Origin of the sequence: Sphingomonas sp. YR710 (genome assembly GCF_900101455.1) — a bacterium.
GTDB lineage: Bacteria > Pseudomonadota > Alphaproteobacteria > Sphingomonadales > Sphingomonadaceae > Rhizorhabdus.
The window spans coordinates 359,538-375,398 of record NZ_FMZJ01000001.1; the positions used below are offsets into that span (position 1 = coordinate 359,538).

A 15,861-nucleotide genomic window follows, 5' to 3' on the forward strand; every position below is an offset into this window, starting at 1 on the left:
ACGCTCGGCCGTTGTCAGTCTTCCAATGCCGAAGGTTTAGCCGTCTCGCGCCGGATCGCGCTTCGTCAGGCGCAGCCAGGACAACAGGAAGGGCCGGAGAATCGGCGATAAGCCGTTGGGCGTCTCGATATCGATGTTCAGCTGTTTGAACCGCCAATAAATCATCACGCTCATGGTCGCTGCATAGAAGCACCAGACCGAGGCGAAGCTATAGGCTTTGACGATCTGCACGATTGTAAGCACGATCACGTTCAGCACGCCATAGGCCTTCACGACGTGATGGGTCGACAGCAGCAGCGCGCCGCATGTCGCGAGGATATACAGGCAGGATACCCAAAAGCTGCCCGTCATCGCATTATGATAGCCGATCGAATTATGTTCGACGACAATCTGGCTTGGCAGGAAGATTAACCCAAAGACATCCCAGGCAAAGACCAGCGCCCCGATACAGGTCAGCCCGAGGATCGATTTGCGGCGCCAGCCGGGCGGCTCCATCAGCATGACCGCGATCGGCATCAACAGCGGGAGGACGCCCTGCGCATAGAGCATGAACAGGAAGCCGACATGGTCGAGCGCGAGCTTGTTGATCCACCCGTCCAGGCCAAGCCAGACCATGCCCTCGGTGAACTGGTGCACCGCGAACAACATTGGCACCGCGGCGAACAGCAGGGTGCGCGGCTCGCGCACGTGCCGGAGCGTCGCTATGCCGATCAAACCGATCACGCCGGAGGCGATAAAGCTGGACGTGGCCGAAAAGCACATACGATTCTCTCCGACCGAAGGGGAGATGCCATGTGCAGGGTTTGCCGGCATATAGCCAGCATGGCGAAGGGTGCCAGGAAACTGGTGCTCCACAAGCACACACACACACACACACACACACACACTCTCTCTCTCTCTCTCGCCATCCTGACGCAGGGGCGCGCTTCGTTGTTTCAGCATCCGTCGGAACACGAGCCGAGCGGTGGAGGTGAAGGCAATGGCTCACAGGGCTCGGCTTGCCGCACGGTGGACCCCCAAACACGTTCGGGGTGGAGGGTTAAGAGAGATTGGTAAGTCGGCGCCCACGGGCCTTCGCCGGCATCGCTACGATGAGCCCCATTGACGCGCGGTGGTGCCGGCTCGAAACACACGGGGCCTCGTCATCCGCTGGAAATCCTCAATGACCCGTCCACCTTTCCTGATCGCGGCCATCCTGGCCAGCCTCGCGGTTCCGGTGTTCTCGCAGGAACTTTTGCTCGACGGCGATTGGGATGGCGGGGTGCGCGTGGCGGCTGGCTCGGAATTGCCGCTGACCTTGCACCTGCGGGGCGGCGCATCGACGATGGATAGCCCCGATCAGGGCGCAGCCAATGTGCAGTTGATCGTCACGCGCCAGGGGGACGACATCATCGTCGAGGTACCATCGGCAAAGGGCGTGTTCACGCTCAGGCCGGCGGCCGACGGACTGAGCCTCGCCGGCAGCCTCGCGCAGCGCGGCGCGCATTTGCCGGCGCATTTCGCTCGGCGGGTGGCGGGCGCCCCTGTGCCGAACCGCGATCGGCCCCAGATGCCGAAGCCACCCTTTCCTTATGGTGCCAAGGAGGTTCAGGTCCCCAGCGACCCCGGCGTCATTCTCTCGGGCACGCTGATCCGGCCGGCGGGCGCCGGACCGCGGCCGGCCGTCGTGCTGATCGCCGGTTCCGGCCCGCAGAACCGGGATGAGACCGTATCGGGGCACAAGCCCTTCCTGATCATTGCCGATCGGCTTGCCCGCGCGGGGATCGTGGTGCTGCGTTATGACAAGCGCGGGGTGGGCGAATCGTCGGGCGACTATCGCGGCGCCACGGCGGCGGATTTCGCTACCGATGGGCGGGCGGCGCTCGCATGGCTCCGGCGGCAACCCGGCATTGATCCGAACCGGATCGGCCTGATCGGCCACAGCGAAGGCGCGGAGATTGCCCCTGAGATCGCTCGCGGAAATCCCGATGTCGCCTTTCTCGTCTTGCTCGCGCCGCCTGGCGTTCGCGGCGATCAGGTGCTGCTCACCCAGAAGCGCGCGATAGAGCTGGCCAGTGGTATGCCCGCCGACATCGTCGACCAGAGCATGGCCAACGAGACCGACCTGATCGCCGCCGTCAAGGCCTCGCCCGATGCCGACACCGTCCGTGCGAAGGTCTCGACCTTGCTGGTGGCGCGCGGCGTGTCGGCCGAACGGGCGACTGCGATCGCCGCCGATGCCGCATCGCCGGCGTTTCGCGAGCTGCTCGATCGGGATCCGGTGCCGGCGCTGAAGATGCTCGATCAACCCGTGCTGGTGATTGCCGGCGCGCGCGATCTTCAGGTGCTGCCGGACGTGAACCTGCCGCCGATCCGCGCGGCTCTGGCTGGCAATCGGCACGCCCGTATCGTGCTGATGCCGGGGCTCAACCATCTGCTCCAGCCCGCAACCACCGGCACCCCGCAGGAATATGTGGCGATACCAACGACGATCGATCCGGCGGTACTCGATCTGATCGAGCATTGGGTGACGGCTGAGACGAAACGCTGACGCGCCTTTCAGACCGGGCGGGCCCCGCGGGTGACGGGTGAAACATACCCCGGATCATGTGCGAAGGGCAGGGGGCGGCCATCACGCAGCGCCGCGAGGATACTGCCAAAATCGGTGCGCGCCCGAAAGCCCAGCAAGCGTTCGGCGCGGCCGGGATCGTAAATGCGGCCGATGCTGGCCGGTAGCCGCCAGCCGCGCGCGGCATAAAGGTCTGCCGCTTCCGGATAATATCGGGCGATGACGGCCGCCGCATCCTGTTTGAGTGCGGGACCATCGCCGCGCGCAAAGGCGATTGGCGCGGACAGGACGAACGTCTCGCAACCGAGCGCCGGCGCTCGATCGAGCGCGAGCAGATGTGCCTCGGCCGCATCCTCCACGGTCAGGCGCCGGTTAAGGAATTCGTTTGCCTTCAAATTGGGACCGTCGAGCGCATCGATCGTGTCATCGTCCTCTGGGAAGAAGCGTCCGGTGCGCAGGATCATGCAGGCGAGGCCATGGTCGCGGTGATAGAGGCGGCACAGCCCCTCGGCCGCGAGCTTCGTCACCCCGTAAATGTTGCGTGGCGCGAGCGGCCCGAAATCCTCGTCCAGCCAGATCGCGGATGGCCCGGCTTCATCCCGGATCGCGTCGGTGATCATCAGCGATGTGGTGGATGTGAAGAGGAACCGGTCATGACCCGCCTCGGCTGCGGCCTCGAGCAGGTTGAGCGTACCGGTGACGTTGACATCGATAAATGCCTGTGCGGCAAAGCGGGCGATATCAGGCTTATGCAGCGCTCCGGCGTGGATGACGGCCTCGATCCCATAGTCGCCGAACGTCCGGTCAATCAGCAGCCTGTCGGCCACCGACCCGATGATATCCGTGTTTGCCCCCGGCACAACGTCTATGCCCAGGACATCATGGCCGCTGGCGCGCAGGCGGGTTGCGAGGAAACGGGCCAGCCATCCCGAGGAACCGGTGAGAAGTAAGCGCATCGTTGTTTTGAGTTGATGGCCGAGCTGGCGGTGGTCGTCAATTGCCGAAACGCCAAGGCGGGCCTGTCCACCGGATCGATTGCGCATGAAATGATGTGCACAAGGCCAATATATGCCTCATCTCGAGATGAAATATTGCGATACAATTGCGCGGGAGAGGTATATGATTTTCAAATCAGGGACCGCTCGAAAAAACGGGCGGATAGTGCAGGGGAAGTGACATGCCAAATCACCTTCGCTCGACGGCATTGCAGTCAGGGAGTTTTGCCTCCTTTGCCGGTGCTGAAGCCTGGCGGGATCTGAGCCGCTTTGTGGCCGATACGCGTTTTGCCGATCTGGGGGGTACGCCCAAGGGCGGAGCCAATGTGCAATACGACCAGGGGCAGGACCTGCACCGACGTGGCCGTTAAATCGGCGCGCGTTCTGACCGAATAGCTCCCCGCCGCGCTGCTAGCAGTTCTCGTACTTCCAGTTGCGCCTCTTGCCTTCGGCCAGCATGCTGACCGCCTGTTCGACGCGCCGCCGCCGTGTTTCGGGACGTTTTGCCTCGCTCACCCAGTCTATATATTCGCGCTGCTGGCTGGGCGGAAACGCATCATATGTTGCGCGGGCCGCGGGGGATGCGGCCATCGCCGCAAGGAGATCCGCGGGCGGCTCGGCCGGCGGTCTGGGGTGTTTGATCGGGCGCTGAGCTTTCTCGCCGGAATCGATCAGGTCCATGGCTGCAACGACGATGCCGTTCAGGCTGGCCGCGTCAGGCAGGTCGTCGAGGCTGCAGATCCTGCCGAACTGGCCCATGGCCGATTGGTTTCCCCGGATTTCGGCGCCTTTCGTCACGCGCTCGCCTTGCCAGAAAGACAGCGCAGCATGCTGCTTGAACGCCGAGATGCTGCATAGGATCTTGCCGCGATAGCTGAAACTGGGCCGGCCCCATTTGATCGTTTCTTCGACGTCCGGGCAGGCGGATCGAATGATCGCGCGAAGTTGGGTGAGGATGGGCTGCGCGAATGCCGCGGCCTGCTCGATATAGCGATCTATCCTCGGGTCTGCACTCATGCGGCGAATATCCACCTCGGCTGACCTCTTGAGTCAAGTATCGGTGGCTGGCAGGGCTTTCCGTTTCCACCATATTGGCGCAAATATACCGTCTATGGGCGCGACGAAGCGCCGCGAAGGGGGACGACGGGAATGAAGGATCGCGAATTGCGCGTGCTGTTGGTCTGCGCTGCATGGGCGGTGGCGGGGATGGCAGCGCCGTTGACTGCTGCAACCCGCGCCGCCGGCATCGCTGCAGCGGATGCCGCCATGTCCACGCCCGCTGCTTCCGATCCCGGCGGACCCGTTTGCGTGGCGCCGCCGCCCACTGGTCAGCAGCTTGCCGGCGACATGAAGCTGGGCAAGGAAGGCCATAGCATCGAGATCGAGAATGCCGGTGGCGGTGATTCGCTCGTCAAGATCCGCCATGCCGACACCGGCAAGCTTGCCGCCAGCTTTTTCATCCGGACGCATGAGACCATGCTGATCGATGGCGTGCCCGATGGCGAATATGTCATTCAATATGCGTTCGGGCCGGCGCTCGCGGCCGATTGCCGATCATTCACACGGATCATCAAGGCCAATGCGCTTCCCGGCACCGACAAGCTGAAAACCGAGACGATCGACGATGACGAACATACCGAGGTCAAGCGGATGAGCGTATCCTACCAGCTCTATGTCACGGAAACGGGTAATGTGAAGCCGGTCCCTCTCGATCCTGCAGCGTTCAACGCGGACTGATCGATTTTGGTCGCTGTTGTTTCTGCGAATATTGCGATTAAGGAACCGGGTGATGCGGGGAGCGGCGCTGTCTTTGCCAGTGGTTTCTGTCCTGCGGGGGGCAAGTATGGTTGCGTATCGGAATTGCGGCGATTGACATGAACTATCCGCCACCCACCCTGATTCCGCGCAAATCGCGCGCATCGTGGGGACGCCGTTTCGTCTTCGTCGGAACCCTCGGCCTGCTCGTGGGCACCTGCACGGTGGCGCGGATCGCGGGCGGTGGCGATGGTGACAAGACACAGCAGGGGCCGCTGGCGGACCCGGCGCCCCCATCGATACCCGCACCTGCCGAGGCGCCGGCACCCGAAGGCGCCGCAGCAGATATCTCGGCGGCACCCGTTGCCGCCGCGCCCGCCGATGTGGTGGTCGCGCCTCCGGCACCTGCGATCGATGCCCGGCAGTTGGATCATTGGTATTATGTGCCGCAAATCGGTGACGGTCCGGGCGCGATCTATAGTCGCAAGGGCGGTGGCTGGGACTATGCGTTCGCCTGTACCGCGGCCACGCATGTCATCGAGTTCATTGCCGTAAACACCGGCGATCCGGGAAACTTCGATCAGCAATATGTGCGGGTCGGCCGGGTGAAGTTGATGCTGGATGCAGCCTATTCGAAAGAAGGGCATGGGACGATCAGCAGCAAATTGCCGGCAAAACATCCGTTTTTCGATGCTTTTGTCGGCACCGGTAAGACTATCGAAATCCAACTGCTGGCGAATCAGACGGTGGCTATCCCGGTCGGTAGCGCTGTGACGCGGCTCATTCGCGATTGTCGGGGAAACGGCGAAGTGGAGAAGGCAGCCGGGGCGGCCGCCGCAAAGCGCTAGGGTTTCATCGCAAAAGGTCTCGCCAGGGTTTTCTTACCACGGACGATCGCGCATGGACGGTGCATGCTGTTTCGATCCGCCCCTCGTGCCTATCTGCCGACGCTGTCGATCGCGGCGCTGCTGGCGGCCTGTACGCCGTCGGCATCGCCACCGCTGCCGCCGTCGCCGCCGACAGCACCGCCACCGATCGTGCAACCGCACTCGATCGACGCGGCGGACTGGCGCGATGTGCCGCTGGCGCCTGGCGCCTGGCATTACCTGGATAGCCGGCAGTCATCGGCCGCGCGTTACGGTCTTGATGGCACTGCGCCGATAATCGTTGTGCGATGCGACAAGGTCAGGCGGCAAGTTATGATCATGCTGGCTGGCAGTGCGCAGCAACTCAGCATCTTCACCTCGTCGGGCGGCGAGCATTTTGCGGCCGGACGGGCCGATGAAGGCGGCGTGGCGATGACTGGTGCAACGTTCGCCGCGAACGATCCGCTGCTCGATCGGCTGGCATTCAGCCGCGGACGTTTTGCGCTGGCTGCGCCGGGGCTGGCGCAGGTGGTGGTGCCAGCCTGGGCCGAGCCGGCGCGAACGATCGAGGATTGCCGAAAATAAATTGTAAAACAAGACTTGTTCAAGCCGTGCGGATGAATCATGTTCGGCTTCTCATCAACGTAGCGAAAGGAGGTGATCCGATGTCTCATGGTTCAGCATGGAGGTCGGTTCAGTCCGTTCGGGAGACGCGCTCCTAAGGAGCGCCGACGGTTTCCCGGGCCGGCACTTCCGGCCGCTGACCATGTCAGGGGATTGCCGGAGCGAAAGCTCCGGCAATCCTTTTTCATATGTGGCGGCTTCGATCCGTCACGATCCACTTTTCTGCGGTGCGGCATGAAGCCTGGCGACGCGCGCTTGCCAGAGCATCAGGATCGGCACGACTCCCAACTCCATCATCAGGCCGAACTTGTGCCCCCCGCTCGGCGCGCCGACCAACGCCCAGCTGAGCGCGCGTGACAGGCCGCCGCACACCACCATCGCGCCGAGCAGGCGAAAGCGCGCGCCTTGCGTCTCGATCCGGGAAATCGTCGTGACGAACCCGATCCCCATCATGAGGAATATGCCCGAAAGATAACGGAAGTGGCTGTCCAGATCGGGGGTGACGGCGGTTCCGCGGATATAGGCGACGCCCCGGATGATTCCCTGCGATCCGGCGGTTAACGGAACCAGGCAGGCGATCGCGACGGTCAACTGCAATGCTCTACGTTCGATGGTCAATTTCTCGCTCCAGCAATTCGTCGCGGATTCGGATGGCACGCACTGCGATCCGAACTTCCCATAGGAAGAGGATCAGGCCGGTGATGAAAACCAGCATCGCCAGAACGAAGACCGCGGCCGTCGTCCGCGCAAAGCCCAGGCCAAGCAGGCTCGCGACGAACAGCCCGGCAACGACGATGCAGATCAGGACCGCGCTGGTGGTGCACAGGAAGATCGCGGTGTTGACGATCCGCATCCGCTTATCGAGCAGGCGAAGCTGGCGGACCTGATCGGTATGGCCCGGATCGTCGATCGGCGTGAAATCGGCTTCGATCTTGCGTGCGCGATCGACGATCCGGGCGAGCCGGCTGGCCAGCAGGTTAAGGATCGAACCAATGCCGGTGAGCAGGAAGACGGGCGCTAGCGCAAGCTGGATAGTGTGCGCGATGTCGGTCAGGGCGATGGGCTGTACGATCATCATGCGCGTCGATGGCGCTTCACTGTGCGGGTGGTCAAGCGCCATGCGATGCGGCGGTGGGCCCCTTTCCACTACGAAATTTGGTGCGATGCATCAAAATTGTGCCCCGGAAGTCCGATGGCGGGCTGGGAATCATTATGTGCTTTTCGCAGAAATGCGCGAGGAATCGGCCTCTATGGATACCGATTCAACACTAAATGCAAAAAATGCAACCGTAATCGCGTAGGAATCAATCGCCAGCTTCGGCTGCATGCATATGATGCAGTGCACAATAAGAGGACCTGCTGGCTTTCTCGAAAGGAGACCGAAATGAAGAAGTTTGTTGCTCTCGCCGTCCTTTCCGTATTCGCCGCCGCGCCGGCATTTGCGGATACCCAGCAATTCACCCGCGATGGCGTGAGCTATCGTTATGAGGTGAAGCAGGCTGGTTCGTATCAGGTTATCTCGGGCCGCAATCTGTCCACGGGCGAAAATTTCACGCTCCGCGTTCAGGGCTCGCGCGTTGCCGGTGTCTATAATGGCCACGCCATTGCGTTTGCAGCTCCCGAAGGCGCCGCACAGCTCGCTGCCAACTGATCGACCGAGATCAGGTGATACAAGAAAAACGGGGATCGGCCAGTGCCGGTCCCCGTTTTCTTATGCGACGAACGCGGGCCTCAGCCTGCGTTCTTGCTGCCGGTGTTGACGCCCATCGATTGGAGGTAGCGCTTCACGTTCCGCGCGGCTTGGCGAATTCGCTGTTCGTTTTCGACCATCGCGATCCGCACGAAGCCCTCCCCATCTTCGCCATAGCCAACACCGGGCGCCACCGCGACCCCGGCATGGGTGAGCAACTGTTTGGAGAATTCGAGGCTGCCGAGATGGCTTATCGCCGGCGGCAGCGGCGCCCAGCAGAACATCGAGGCGCGTGGCGAGGGAATGTCCCATCCGGCGCGGCCGAAGCTTTCCACCATCACGTCGCGTCGGCGCCTGTAGAGCTCCCGATTGGACTCGACAATGTCTTGAGGACCGTTGATCGCCGCGCAGGCGGCGGCCTGAATCGGCGTGAACGCGCCATAATCGAGGTAGCTCTTCACCCGGGTGAGCGCCGAAATCAACGTCTTGTTGCCGACGGCAAAGCCGATCCGCCAACCGGCCATCGAATAGGTTTTCGATACGCTGGTGAATTCGACCGCGACATCCTTGGCCCCCGGCACCTGGAGGATGGAAGGCGTCGGCTGCCCGTCATAATAGAGCTCGGAATAAGCGAGGTCGGACAGAACCCAGACCTTGTTTTCCTTCGCCCAGGCGACAAGCCGCTCATAAAAGGCCAGATCGACGACCTCGGCGGTCGGGTTGGACGGATAGCCGACCACCAGAACCGACGGGCGCGGTACGGTGAACTTCATCGCGCGATCAAGCGATTCCCAATAATGCTCATCGGGTGTCGTCGGCACCGACCTGATGGTCGCGCCGGCGATGATGAAGCCGAACGTATGGATCGGGTAGGACGGGTTGGGGGCCAGGACGACGTCGCCAGGCGCCGTGATCGCCTGCGCCAGATTGGCGAGCCCTTCTTTCGAGCCGAGGGTCACAACGATTTCGGTTTCGGGATCGATGTCGACCCCGAAGCGGCGGCCATAATAGTTCGCCTGGGCCTTGCGCAGCCCAGGGATCCCCTTCGATGCCGAATAGCCATGCGCATCGGGCTTGCGCGCCACCTCGCACAATTTGTCTATGACATGCTGGGGGGGCGGCAGATCGGGATTGCCCATGCCGAGATCGATGATGTCCTCGCCCCGCGCTCGCGCCGCGGCCCGCATCGCGTTCACTTCGGCGATGACATAAGGGGGCAGGCGTTTGATGCGGTAAAATTCCTCGGACATTTCGATTCCTTCGGGTTTCGGACTTGGCGTTCGCCGGGCACGGGCCCATTGTCACCAGCGGCGACATCTCTATGCGCCGCCGCGGGGGCTTATACGCGCGATATGGTCGAATTGGCAGGCGCCTTTTGGAAAAACTCGAGAGGAGGTTTTTGTCATGGTTGATAGCGAGAACAATCAGGGCAAATCCGGCGTCGGCCCCATCGCAATGCCGTCGCTCGCCGATCTTCAGCACTGGACGGGAGTTTTCGGCGAAGCGCAGCAGATGCTGATGGAGCATGCGGCGGAGGCGATGGGCAAGGCCGGGATCGATATGCCGATCCCCGCCGATTTTCGATCGGCGATGTTTGGAGACCCGGCCAAAGTCGCTGAACATCAGACCCGTTTGATGACCGAAAGCATCGATTTGCTAACGGGCATGGCGACGGGCAATGCGGCGCTTGCCGCCGCCGCCGACAAGGATCGCCGGTTCAACGCCGAGCAGTGGCGGCAGACGCCGATCTTCGATCTGATCAGGCAAGCCTATCTGTTGCTGTGCGATCATTGGATGCGGGGCGTGGATGCGCTCGAGGGGCTTGATCCGCGCCAGCGCGAACAGCTGAAATTCGCCACCCGAACGGTAATCGAGGCGATGGCGCCGTCCAATTTCCCGCTGACCAATCCGGTGGTGCTCGAGCGAATCGTGGAAACACGTGGGGAAAACCTGCTGAGAGGCATGGAGCATATGCTGGCGGACCTTGGCCGCGGTCAGCTCACCCATACCAACGCCGAAGCCTTCGAAGTCGGCCGCAATATTGCGGCCACGCCCGGCAAGGTGGTCCACGAGACGCCGCTCTATCAGTTGATCCATTATACGCCGACGACGCCCGACGTGCTGGCGACGCCGCTGCTGATCTTTCCGCCCTGGATCAATCGTTTCTATATTCTCGATCTCAATCCCAGGAACAGTTTCATCCGCTGGGCGGTCGAACAGGGAATCAGCGTTTTCGTTGTCTCCTGGAAATCCGCCGATGCCAGCATGGCCGACGTCACGATGGACGACTATGTGCTGGGAGGGCAGATCGATGCGATCGATACCGTCCGCTCGCTGCTGAAGGTCGATCAGGTTCACACGATCGGCTATTGCGTCGCCGGCACGGCGCTGGCGATGGCGCTTGCCTATCTCACCGCGACCGGGGAGGCGGGGAAGGTTGCCAGCGCAACCTTTTTCACCGCGCAGGTCGATTTCAGCGAGGCCGGCGAGCTCAACCTGCTCGCCGGTGACGAGCAGATCGAGCTGATTTCTGCGACCGGGAGGGAAAGCGGCGTGATCGACGGCCGTATTATGGCTGCGACATTCAACCTGTTGCGCGGCCGCGATCTGATCTGGAACTACGTCATCAACAATTACCTGCTGGGAGAGGATTATTCGGAGTTCGATCTGCTCTATTGGAACAGCGATACGACGAACCTGCCGGCCAAATGGCATCGGGCCTATCTGGAGGAACTGTATCGTGACAATCTGATGGTTGTTCCGAACCGTTTGGCAATCGGCGGCGTACCGATCGATCTGACGCGGATCGAGACGCCGGCTTATGTGCAGGCCGGACGCGAAGATCATATTGCGCCGGCTGCCAGCGTCTGGAAGCTGACCCGACAGTTGAGCGGTCCCGTGCGTTTTGTGCTGGCCGGGTCGGGGCATATCGCCGGCGTCGTCAATCCGCCGGCGGCGAACAAATATCAATATTGGACCAATCCAGATCCGGTCGAAACACTCGACCAGTTCATTGCCGGCGCCGGGGAGATCAAAGGCAGCTGGTGGCCGGATTGGCTGAGGTGGATAGAAGCGCGATCAGGTGGGAAGGTTCCAGCGAAGGGAATGCGCGTGCCCGGCCGGGGGAAGGCCAAGGCCATTGAGGACGCGCCAGGCCGCTATGTGCGTATGCGATAGACAGTTCGCTTGAGATTCGCCTGAGAGGTTTGCAGCTGCGGAACAATTTTGCGAGTCGAGTGTTGCCATCTGAGGTTTTTGGCGGGAATCTGGATAATCAATCGGCGCATAAGCGATATTGTGCGGCGCACAATAACCCTTGCATTTGGCGCTCGCTTGTTATATTGTGCATTGCAACAAAGGTGATTGGGTTAGGGTAAAATGGCTGAAGGCGAAAAGGATAAGGGCAAGGGAGCGCGGTCAATGCAACCTGCTGCCAAGCCCGTGTCGGCCAAGCCGGCGGTTTCACCCGCTATGCCCGCCAAGCCGTTGGCCGCGTCAAAGGTGATTGCTGAAAAGGTGGTACCGAAAGCGTCAAAAGCGGTTGCGCGGGTGATCGCTGCGAAGCCGGAAGCGGCCGCAAAGGCGATTGCACCAGCGCCGAAATCGGAGCCAATTGTCGCCAAGCCAATTTTGCCCGTTGCGGCTGGCAAGATCGACAAGCCTGCCGTCATCAAGGCGACATCACCCGTCGCTATCAAGGTGGCGACGAAGGCTGCTCCCTTGTCACCACTCCTCGAACCCGCCCCGGCGGCGACATCGCCGGTCTCAAAAGGAGAAACCGAGATGCCGACCCCCATTCCAACCTCAACCAAAGCCGTTGCTGAGAAGGTCAAAACCATGTTCACTGAAATGAATGATCGCGCGAAAGCCGCAATGGAGAAGAGCACGAAGGTTGGCGAAGAGCTGACCGAGTTCACCAAGGGCAATATGGAGGCGCTCGTCGCTTCCGCGAAGACGGCTGCCAAGGGCGCCGAAACGCTCGGCCAGGAAGTTGCCGAATATGGCAAGAAGAGCTTCGAGACCGCGTCGGCGGCGATGAAGAGCATGGCGACCGTAAAGTCGCCCACTGAGCTGTTCCAGTTGCAGAGCGAATTCGCCAAATCGTCTTTCGACGGTGCGATTTCGGAAGCGTCCAAGCTGAGCGAGGCCTGGATCAAGCTGGCGGGCGACGTGTTCCAGCCTTTGTCGAGCCGTTACGCGCTTGCCGCAGAAAAATTCAAGTCGGCCGCTCTCTGATCGCGGGTTAGTGTTCACGTATATTGGCGTCGCAAGCGGCCGCTGTCTCGGGGGAGATGGCGGTCGTTTGTTGTTCCGGGTTCCATCGCCCGTCGATTCTCTGCTGTTGTAGCCATCGGCCTTCGGAACCTCTTGCCGAATGGCAATGCGGTGCCATATCCTGCTTTATGCACCAGAGCCCGAGTCCCATAGCGTCAATGATTCACAGATCTGCCTTGACCTCCGTCACCAGCATGGCCGCCCGTAAGGATGGCGAGGATAATGGAACCGGTCTCGGGCTAGCGACGCGGACGCGCACCCGCACCAAGAAGCCGTCGCCGTACAAGGTATTGATGCTTAACGACGATTATACGCCCATGGAATTCGTCGTCCTCTGCCTGCAGCGATTCTTCCGGATGAACATCGAAGATGCGACGCGGGTGATGCTGCATGTCCATCAGAAGGGCGTCGGTGTCTGCGGGGTGTTCAGCTATGAAGTTGCGGAAACCAAGGTGAGCCAGGTCGTCGATTTTGCGCGACAGAATCAGCACCCCCTTCAATGCACGCTCGAAAAGGCCTGATACAGGCGATCTTGTCTTCATCGCGCCAGCGTTCCGACGCCCGTAGCGTCGCGCTCCTTCCGAGATGAACCTGCGATAACAAAGTTGTTCAGCCTTGCTCCAAGCCGCTCGAGATAAACCCTGACCGTCGGCCAGATTTGGCCACATGCTCGGAAAAGGGATCCTGTCATGAGGAATATATTTTTGGCGGCTGGCATGGGAGTGGCTCTGGCGGCTGCGGCGCCCGCGTCAGCCCAGAGCGCAGGCCATATCCTGCGCGGCGCGGGTATCGGCGCTGCTGCGGGTGTTGTGGCCGGTGCGGTGATTCCCGGCCTTTCGATCGGTCAGGGGGCGTTGATCGGCGCTGCCGGCGGCGCGATCGTCAATACGCTCGATAAAGGCCATCATCGTTCATATCGTCACCGGCGCTATCATCGCTGATGCGGGTCAGCCAACCTCGTCATCTGTGGGGTTGGCGACCATCATATAAGCAAGCATCGCGTTGTCGGGGCTCGGCCGCAGGATGTTCGCCCTTTGGCCCAGCATAGTGAGCATGTCGCTGCTCGAGGGGGTGGCCTTGCCGTCGCCTTCGAACACTTCCCGGGCATAAGCGAGCCGCAGCCGGTCCGGCGAAAGCGCAGCAGGGGCCGACGGAGCGGAGGCATCGCCGCCCAGTTTGCGTCCCATTAGCGCATAGACCTGTCCGAGCGAGCGAGCCGATCCCGCTTCGTCGAAGAAGATCGATCGATTGGATCGCGCTTCGCGCGGGAACAAGGCGGCAGCGCTGCCACCCGGGTTTGCGTCGGCGGCTTTCAGAAATTTGGTTGCACCCTCAAGGCCCAGGAAGTGCGCGAAATAGAGATCGGTGCCGTTGGCGGGGCGGCCGAGTGCGCCTCGCAGTCCTTGCGCATTGTCGCTGGCAAATTCGGCGGCCATCATCGCCGATGCATCGGGTTGTTTGCGCAGCGCGAACACCGCTTCGCGTGCAGAAGGATCGACAGACCAGCTTCCGTCCGCTCGCCGCTGGATCGCATCGGCGGCCCATCCCATCCCATGCTTGGCGCCATATGTCTTGACGGCGCCCAACCAGCTTTGATCAATGAACTGAAACAGGCCGCCCGCCGACGATCCCTGTGCCTGCGCCTTGGGATTGAGTCCGCTCTCGCTCTTCGCCTGATTGAAGAGATATCCGAACGCCACGCCGGTTGCCTGCGCCGCCCGGCTGATCGCGCCGCGTGCGCTAGCGACGTCGGCGCTCACCGAGTCGGACAGGCCAATTCTCGACCAGGTCATGAGGCAGCAACGGGATTCATGCCCTGATATTATCGGGGGAGCAGGTTAACGAAACGTTGTACCGGGAAAGAATGCGCTCAGGATCATTCGGAAATGCCGGGCCCGGCCGGATGTTTCCGTTCGATATTCGGCAAGAAGGCGCACAACAGCCCGAGCATCGGGAGGAAAGCGCAGATTTGATAAACTGTGGCCAGGCCCGCGCGGTCGGCGATCCATCCCAGCACCGCCGCGCCAATTCCCGCCATTCCGAACGAAAAGCCGAAGAACAGGCCCGAGATCATGCCGACATTGCCCGGAACGAGTTCCTGGGCGAACACCACGATCGCCGGAAACGCCGACGCCAGTATCAGGCCGATGATCACGGTAAGCGGTCCCGTCCAGAACAGGCTGACATGCGGCAGCATCAGCGTGAATGGCAGCGTGCCGAGGATGGAGAACCAGATCACATATTTGCGACCGAACCTGTCGCCCAGCGGGCCGCCGACGATCGTCCCGACCGCGACGGCTGCAAGGAAGACGAACAGGTGAAGCTGCGCATTCTGTACCGAAAGGCCGAAACGCTGGATGAGGTAGAAGGTGAAGTAACTCGTGATGCTGCTCAGATAGACATATTTCGAGAAGATCAGCGCCAGCAATATGGCAATACCGCGCCGGGCCGTGCGGCCAGGCAACGGCGTCGCCGCAACGGCTTTGCGGCCGGCGCGCAAGCGTTCGAGCCCATGGTCCCTGTACCATATGCCGACATTCCACAGGATCGCGCCCGACAGCAGAGCGAGCAACGCGAAAAAGGCGACGCTCGATTGCCCCCAGCGCACCACGACGATCGCGGCGGCGAGCGGCCCGAGCGCCTGGCCCGCATTGCCGCCGACCTGGAACAATGATTGCGCCAGTCCATGCCGGTTCCCGCCTGCCATCCTCGCGACGCGTGACGATTCGGGGTGGAATACCGACGATCCCATGCCGAGCAACGAGCCGCCGATCAGAACTACGGGATAAGCATGCGCCACCGAAAGGACGGTGAGCCCCGAGAGCGAGAAGAGCGTTCCGATGGGCAATGCCATCGGCATCGGCCGCCGATCGGCATAAAGCCCGATCAGTGGCTGCAATATCGATGCCGTCACCTGATAAACCAACGTCACGAGCCCGATCTGGCCGAAGCTGAGGCTGAGGCTTGTCTTGATGGCCGGATAGATTGCGGGGAGCAGCGACTGCATCATGTCGTTGATCAAATGGCAGAAGCTGATCGCGATCAGGACGGCGAATACCGGTCGGTTGTCGCTTTGCCGGGTTGCGGCCTTGTCTATCGTAGCCATGG

Annotated in this window: 19 protein-coding genes; 10 read left to right on the forward strand and 9 right to left on the reverse strand. The window is 61.7% G+C overall.

The annotated features are described in order from the left end of the window. Nucleotides 1-36: 36 nt before the first annotated feature. The gene (locus tag BLS13_RS01725) at nucleotides 37-762 is read right to left on the reverse strand and encodes a DUF6629 family protein (RefSeq protein ID WP_093449290.1); all 726 of its coding nucleotides are present in this window, start codon (nucleotides 760-762) and stop codon (nucleotides 37-39) included. Nucleotides 763-1,162: 400 nt separating this feature from the next. On the opposite strand from BLS13_RS01725, the gene BLS13_RS01730 reads away from it, so the two are divergent. Further along, on the forward strand, nucleotides 1,163-2,530 hold the full coding sequence (locus BLS13_RS01730; protein WP_093449292.1) for an alpha/beta hydrolase family protein: 1,368 nt from the start codon (nucleotides 1,163-1,165) through the stop codon (nucleotides 2,528-2,530). An 8-nt stretch (nucleotides 2,531-2,538) separates the two neighbouring features. Here the strand turns inward: BLS13_RS01730 and BLS13_RS01735 are convergent, their stop codons facing one another. Continuing rightward, a complete protein-coding gene (locus BLS13_RS01735; RefSeq protein WP_093449523.1) occupies nucleotides 2,539-3,504 on the reverse strand; it encodes an NAD-dependent epimerase/dehydratase family protein in 966 nt (321 codons plus the stop codon). A gap of 221 nt (nucleotides 3,505-3,725) precedes the next feature. On the opposite strand from BLS13_RS01735, the gene BLS13_RS20220 reads away from it, so the two are divergent. Continuing rightward, complete coding sequence (locus tag BLS13_RS20220; protein WP_143011842.1) at nucleotides 3,726-3,914, forward strand: hypothetical protein; 189 nt, start codon at nucleotides 3,726-3,728, stop codon at nucleotides 3,912-3,914. A 40-nt stretch (nucleotides 3,915-3,954) separates the two neighbouring features. On the opposite strand, the gene BLS13_RS01740 is transcribed toward BLS13_RS20220, so the two are convergent. After that, entirely contained in the window at nucleotides 3,955-4,575 is a 621-nt protein-coding gene (locus BLS13_RS01740) for a YdeI/OmpD-associated family protein (protein ID WP_256325655.1), read from the reverse strand. 117 nt (nucleotides 4,576-4,692) lie between these two features. Between BLS13_RS01740 and BLS13_RS01745 the strand changes: the two genes are divergently transcribed. From BLS13_RS01745 to BLS13_RS01755, 3 genes are all read left to right on the forward strand, one after another. Further along, nucleotides 4,693-5,280 carry a hypothetical protein gene (locus BLS13_RS01745; RefSeq protein ID WP_093449295.1) on the forward strand — a complete coding sequence of 196 codons (588 nt, stop codon included), beginning with the start codon at nucleotides 4,693-4,695 and terminating at the stop codon, nucleotides 5,278-5,280. Between the two features lie 137 nt (nucleotides 5,281-5,417). Continuing rightward, on the forward strand, nucleotides 5,418-6,146 hold the full coding sequence (locus tag BLS13_RS01750) for a hypothetical protein (RefSeq protein ID WP_093449296.1): 729 nt from the start codon (nucleotides 5,418-5,420) through the stop codon (nucleotides 6,144-6,146). A 63-nt stretch (nucleotides 6,147-6,209) separates the two neighbouring features. Then, the gene (locus tag BLS13_RS01755) at nucleotides 6,210-6,749 is read left to right on the forward strand and encodes a hypothetical protein (RefSeq protein WP_093449298.1); all 540 of its coding nucleotides are present in this window, start codon (nucleotides 6,210-6,212) and stop codon (nucleotides 6,747-6,749) included. A gap of 246 nt (nucleotides 6,750-6,995) precedes the next feature. Here the strand turns inward: BLS13_RS01755 and BLS13_RS01760 are convergent, their stop codons facing one another. Together BLS13_RS01760 and BLS13_RS01765 are read right to left on the reverse strand one after the other, a co-directional pair. Then, nucleotides 6,996-7,406 (reverse strand): DUF4345 domain-containing protein, encoded by a 411-nt coding sequence (locus BLS13_RS01760; RefSeq protein WP_093449299.1) that lies wholly within the window; start codon nucleotides 7,404-7,406, stop codon nucleotides 6,996-6,998. After that, a complete protein-coding gene (locus BLS13_RS01765; RefSeq protein WP_093449524.1) occupies nucleotides 7,390-7,863 on the reverse strand; it encodes a DUF2721 domain-containing protein in 474 nt (157 codons plus the stop codon). Before BLS13_RS01765 ends, BLS13_RS01760 begins: the two co-directional genes overlap by 17 nt. 309 nt (nucleotides 7,864-8,172) lie before the next feature. Here BLS13_RS01765 and BLS13_RS01770 point away from each other — a divergent pair, with 309 nt between their 5' ends. Beyond that, nucleotides 8,173-8,439: a hypothetical protein gene (locus tag BLS13_RS01770; protein WP_093449301.1), complete on the forward strand. Its 267-nt coding sequence runs from the start codon at nucleotides 8,173-8,175 to the stop codon at nucleotides 8,437-8,439. An 80-nt stretch (nucleotides 8,440-8,519) separates the two neighbouring features. Here BLS13_RS01770 and BLS13_RS01775 read toward each other — a convergent pair whose 3' ends face one another. Further along, nucleotides 8,520-9,728, reverse strand: coding sequence for an LL-diaminopimelate aminotransferase (locus BLS13_RS01775; protein ID WP_093449303.1), 1,209 nt, complete (start codon nucleotides 9,726-9,728; stop codon nucleotides 8,520-8,522). Nucleotides 9,729-9,882: 154 nt separating this feature from the next. Between BLS13_RS01775 and BLS13_RS01780 the strand changes: the two genes are divergently transcribed. Continuing rightward, a complete protein-coding gene (locus BLS13_RS01780) occupies nucleotides 9,883-11,655 on the forward strand; it encodes a PHA/PHB synthase family protein (protein ID WP_093449304.1) in 1,773 nt (590 codons plus the stop codon). 191 nt (nucleotides 11,656-11,846) lie between these two features. Here the strand turns inward: BLS13_RS01780 and BLS13_RS20925 are convergent, their stop codons facing one another. Next, nucleotides 11,847-12,317 carry a hypothetical protein gene (locus BLS13_RS20925; protein WP_256325656.1) on the reverse strand — a complete coding sequence of 157 codons (471 nt, stop codon included), beginning with the start codon at nucleotides 12,315-12,317 and terminating at the stop codon, nucleotides 11,847-11,849. Here BLS13_RS20925 and BLS13_RS20930 point away from each other — a divergent pair. The 3 genes from BLS13_RS20930 (at nucleotide 12,316) to BLS13_RS01795 (ending at nucleotide 13,694) form a co-directional block, all read left to right on the forward strand. Beyond that, nucleotides 12,316-12,714, forward strand: coding sequence for a phasin family protein (locus tag BLS13_RS20930; protein WP_256325657.1), 399 nt, complete (start codon nucleotides 12,316-12,318; stop codon nucleotides 12,712-12,714). The two genes, BLS13_RS20925 and BLS13_RS20930, sit on opposite strands and share 2 nt — an antisense overlap. A 233-nt stretch (nucleotides 12,715-12,947) precedes the next feature. Further along, nucleotides 12,948-13,274 (forward strand): ATP-dependent Clp protease adapter ClpS, encoded by a 327-nt coding sequence (gene clpS / locus BLS13_RS01790; RefSeq protein ID WP_037522289.1) that lies wholly within the window; start codon nucleotides 12,948-12,950, stop codon nucleotides 13,272-13,274. Nucleotides 13,275-13,442: 168 nt separating this feature from the next. Then, the gene (locus BLS13_RS01795) at nucleotides 13,443-13,694 is read left to right on the forward strand and encodes a hypothetical protein (RefSeq protein ID WP_093449309.1); all 252 of its coding nucleotides are present in this window, start codon (nucleotides 13,443-13,445) and stop codon (nucleotides 13,692-13,694) included. A gap of 6 nt (nucleotides 13,695-13,700) precedes the next feature. Here the strand turns inward: BLS13_RS01795 and BLS13_RS01800 are convergent, their stop codons facing one another. Together BLS13_RS01800 and BLS13_RS01805 are read right to left on the reverse strand one after the other, a co-directional pair. Next, nucleotides 13,701-14,546 (reverse strand): hypothetical protein, encoded by an 846-nt coding sequence (locus BLS13_RS01800; protein ID WP_093449311.1) that lies wholly within the window; start codon nucleotides 14,544-14,546, stop codon nucleotides 13,701-13,703. A gap of 83 nt (nucleotides 14,547-14,629) precedes the next feature. Then, nucleotides 14,630-15,859, reverse strand: coding sequence for an MFS transporter (locus BLS13_RS01805; protein WP_093449312.1), 1,230 nt, complete (start codon nucleotides 15,857-15,859; stop codon nucleotides 14,630-14,632). Nucleotides 15,860-15,861 lie beyond the last annotated feature (2 nt).

Excerpts from the sequence above, each read along its gene's own strand:
- BLS13_RS01725 (WP_093449290.1), bottom strand. The coding sequence starts at position 762 with ATGTGCTTTTCGGCCACGTCCAGCTTTATCGCCTCCGGCGTGATCGGT.
- BLS13_RS01730 (WP_093449292.1), top strand. The coding sequence starts at position 1,163 with ATGACCCGTCCACCTTTCCTGATCGCGGCCATCCTGGCCAGCCTCGCG.
- BLS13_RS01735 (WP_093449523.1), bottom strand. The coding sequence starts at position 3,504 with ATGCGCTTACTTCTCACCGGTTCCTCGGGATGGCTGGCCCGTTTCCTC.
- BLS13_RS20220 (WP_143011842.1), top strand. The coding sequence starts at position 3,726 with ATGCCAAATCACCTTCGCTCGACGGCATTGCAGTCAGGGAGTTTTGCC.
- BLS13_RS01745 (WP_093449295.1), top strand. The coding sequence starts at position 4,693 with ATGAAGGATCGCGAATTGCGCGTGCTGTTGGTCTGCGCTGCATGGGCG.
- BLS13_RS01750 (WP_093449296.1), top strand. The coding sequence starts at position 5,418 with ATGAACTATCCGCCACCCACCCTGATTCCGCGCAAATCGCGCGCATCG.
- BLS13_RS01755 (WP_093449298.1), top strand. The coding sequence starts at position 6,210 with ATGCTGTTTCGATCCGCCCCTCGTGCCTATCTGCCGACGCTGTCGATC.
- BLS13_RS01765 (WP_093449524.1), bottom strand. The coding sequence starts at position 7,863 with ATGATCGTACAGCCCATCGCCCTGACCGACATCGCGCACACTATCCAG.
- BLS13_RS01770 (WP_093449301.1), top strand. The coding sequence starts at position 8,173 with ATGAAGAAGTTTGTTGCTCTCGCCGTCCTTTCCGTATTCGCCGCCGCG.
- BLS13_RS01775 (WP_093449303.1), bottom strand. The coding sequence starts at position 9,728 with ATGTCCGAGGAATTTTACCGCATCAAACGCCTGCCCCCTTATGTCATC.
- BLS13_RS01780 (WP_093449304.1), top strand. The coding sequence starts at position 9,883 with ATGGTTGATAGCGAGAACAATCAGGGCAAATCCGGCGTCGGCCCCATC.
- BLS13_RS20930 (WP_256325657.1), top strand. The coding sequence starts at position 12,316 with ATGTTCACTGAAATGAATGATCGCGCGAAAGCCGCAATGGAGAAGAGC.
- BLS13_RS20925 (WP_256325656.1), bottom strand. The coding sequence starts at position 12,317 with ATGGTTTTGACCTTCTCAGCAACGGCTTTGGTTGAGGTTGGAATGGGG.
- clpS (WP_037522289.1), top strand. The coding sequence starts at position 12,948 with ATGGCCGCCCGTAAGGATGGCGAGGATAATGGAACCGGTCTCGGGCTA.
- BLS13_RS01795 (WP_093449309.1), top strand. The coding sequence starts at position 13,443 with ATGAGGAATATATTTTTGGCGGCTGGCATGGGAGTGGCTCTGGCGGCT.
- BLS13_RS01800 (WP_093449311.1), bottom strand. The coding sequence starts at position 14,546 with ATGACCTGGTCGAGAATTGGCCTGTCCGACTCGGTGAGCGCCGACGTC.
- BLS13_RS01805 (WP_093449312.1), bottom strand. The coding sequence starts at position 15,859 with ATGGCTACGATAGACAAGGCCGCAACCCGGCAAAGCGACAACCGACCG.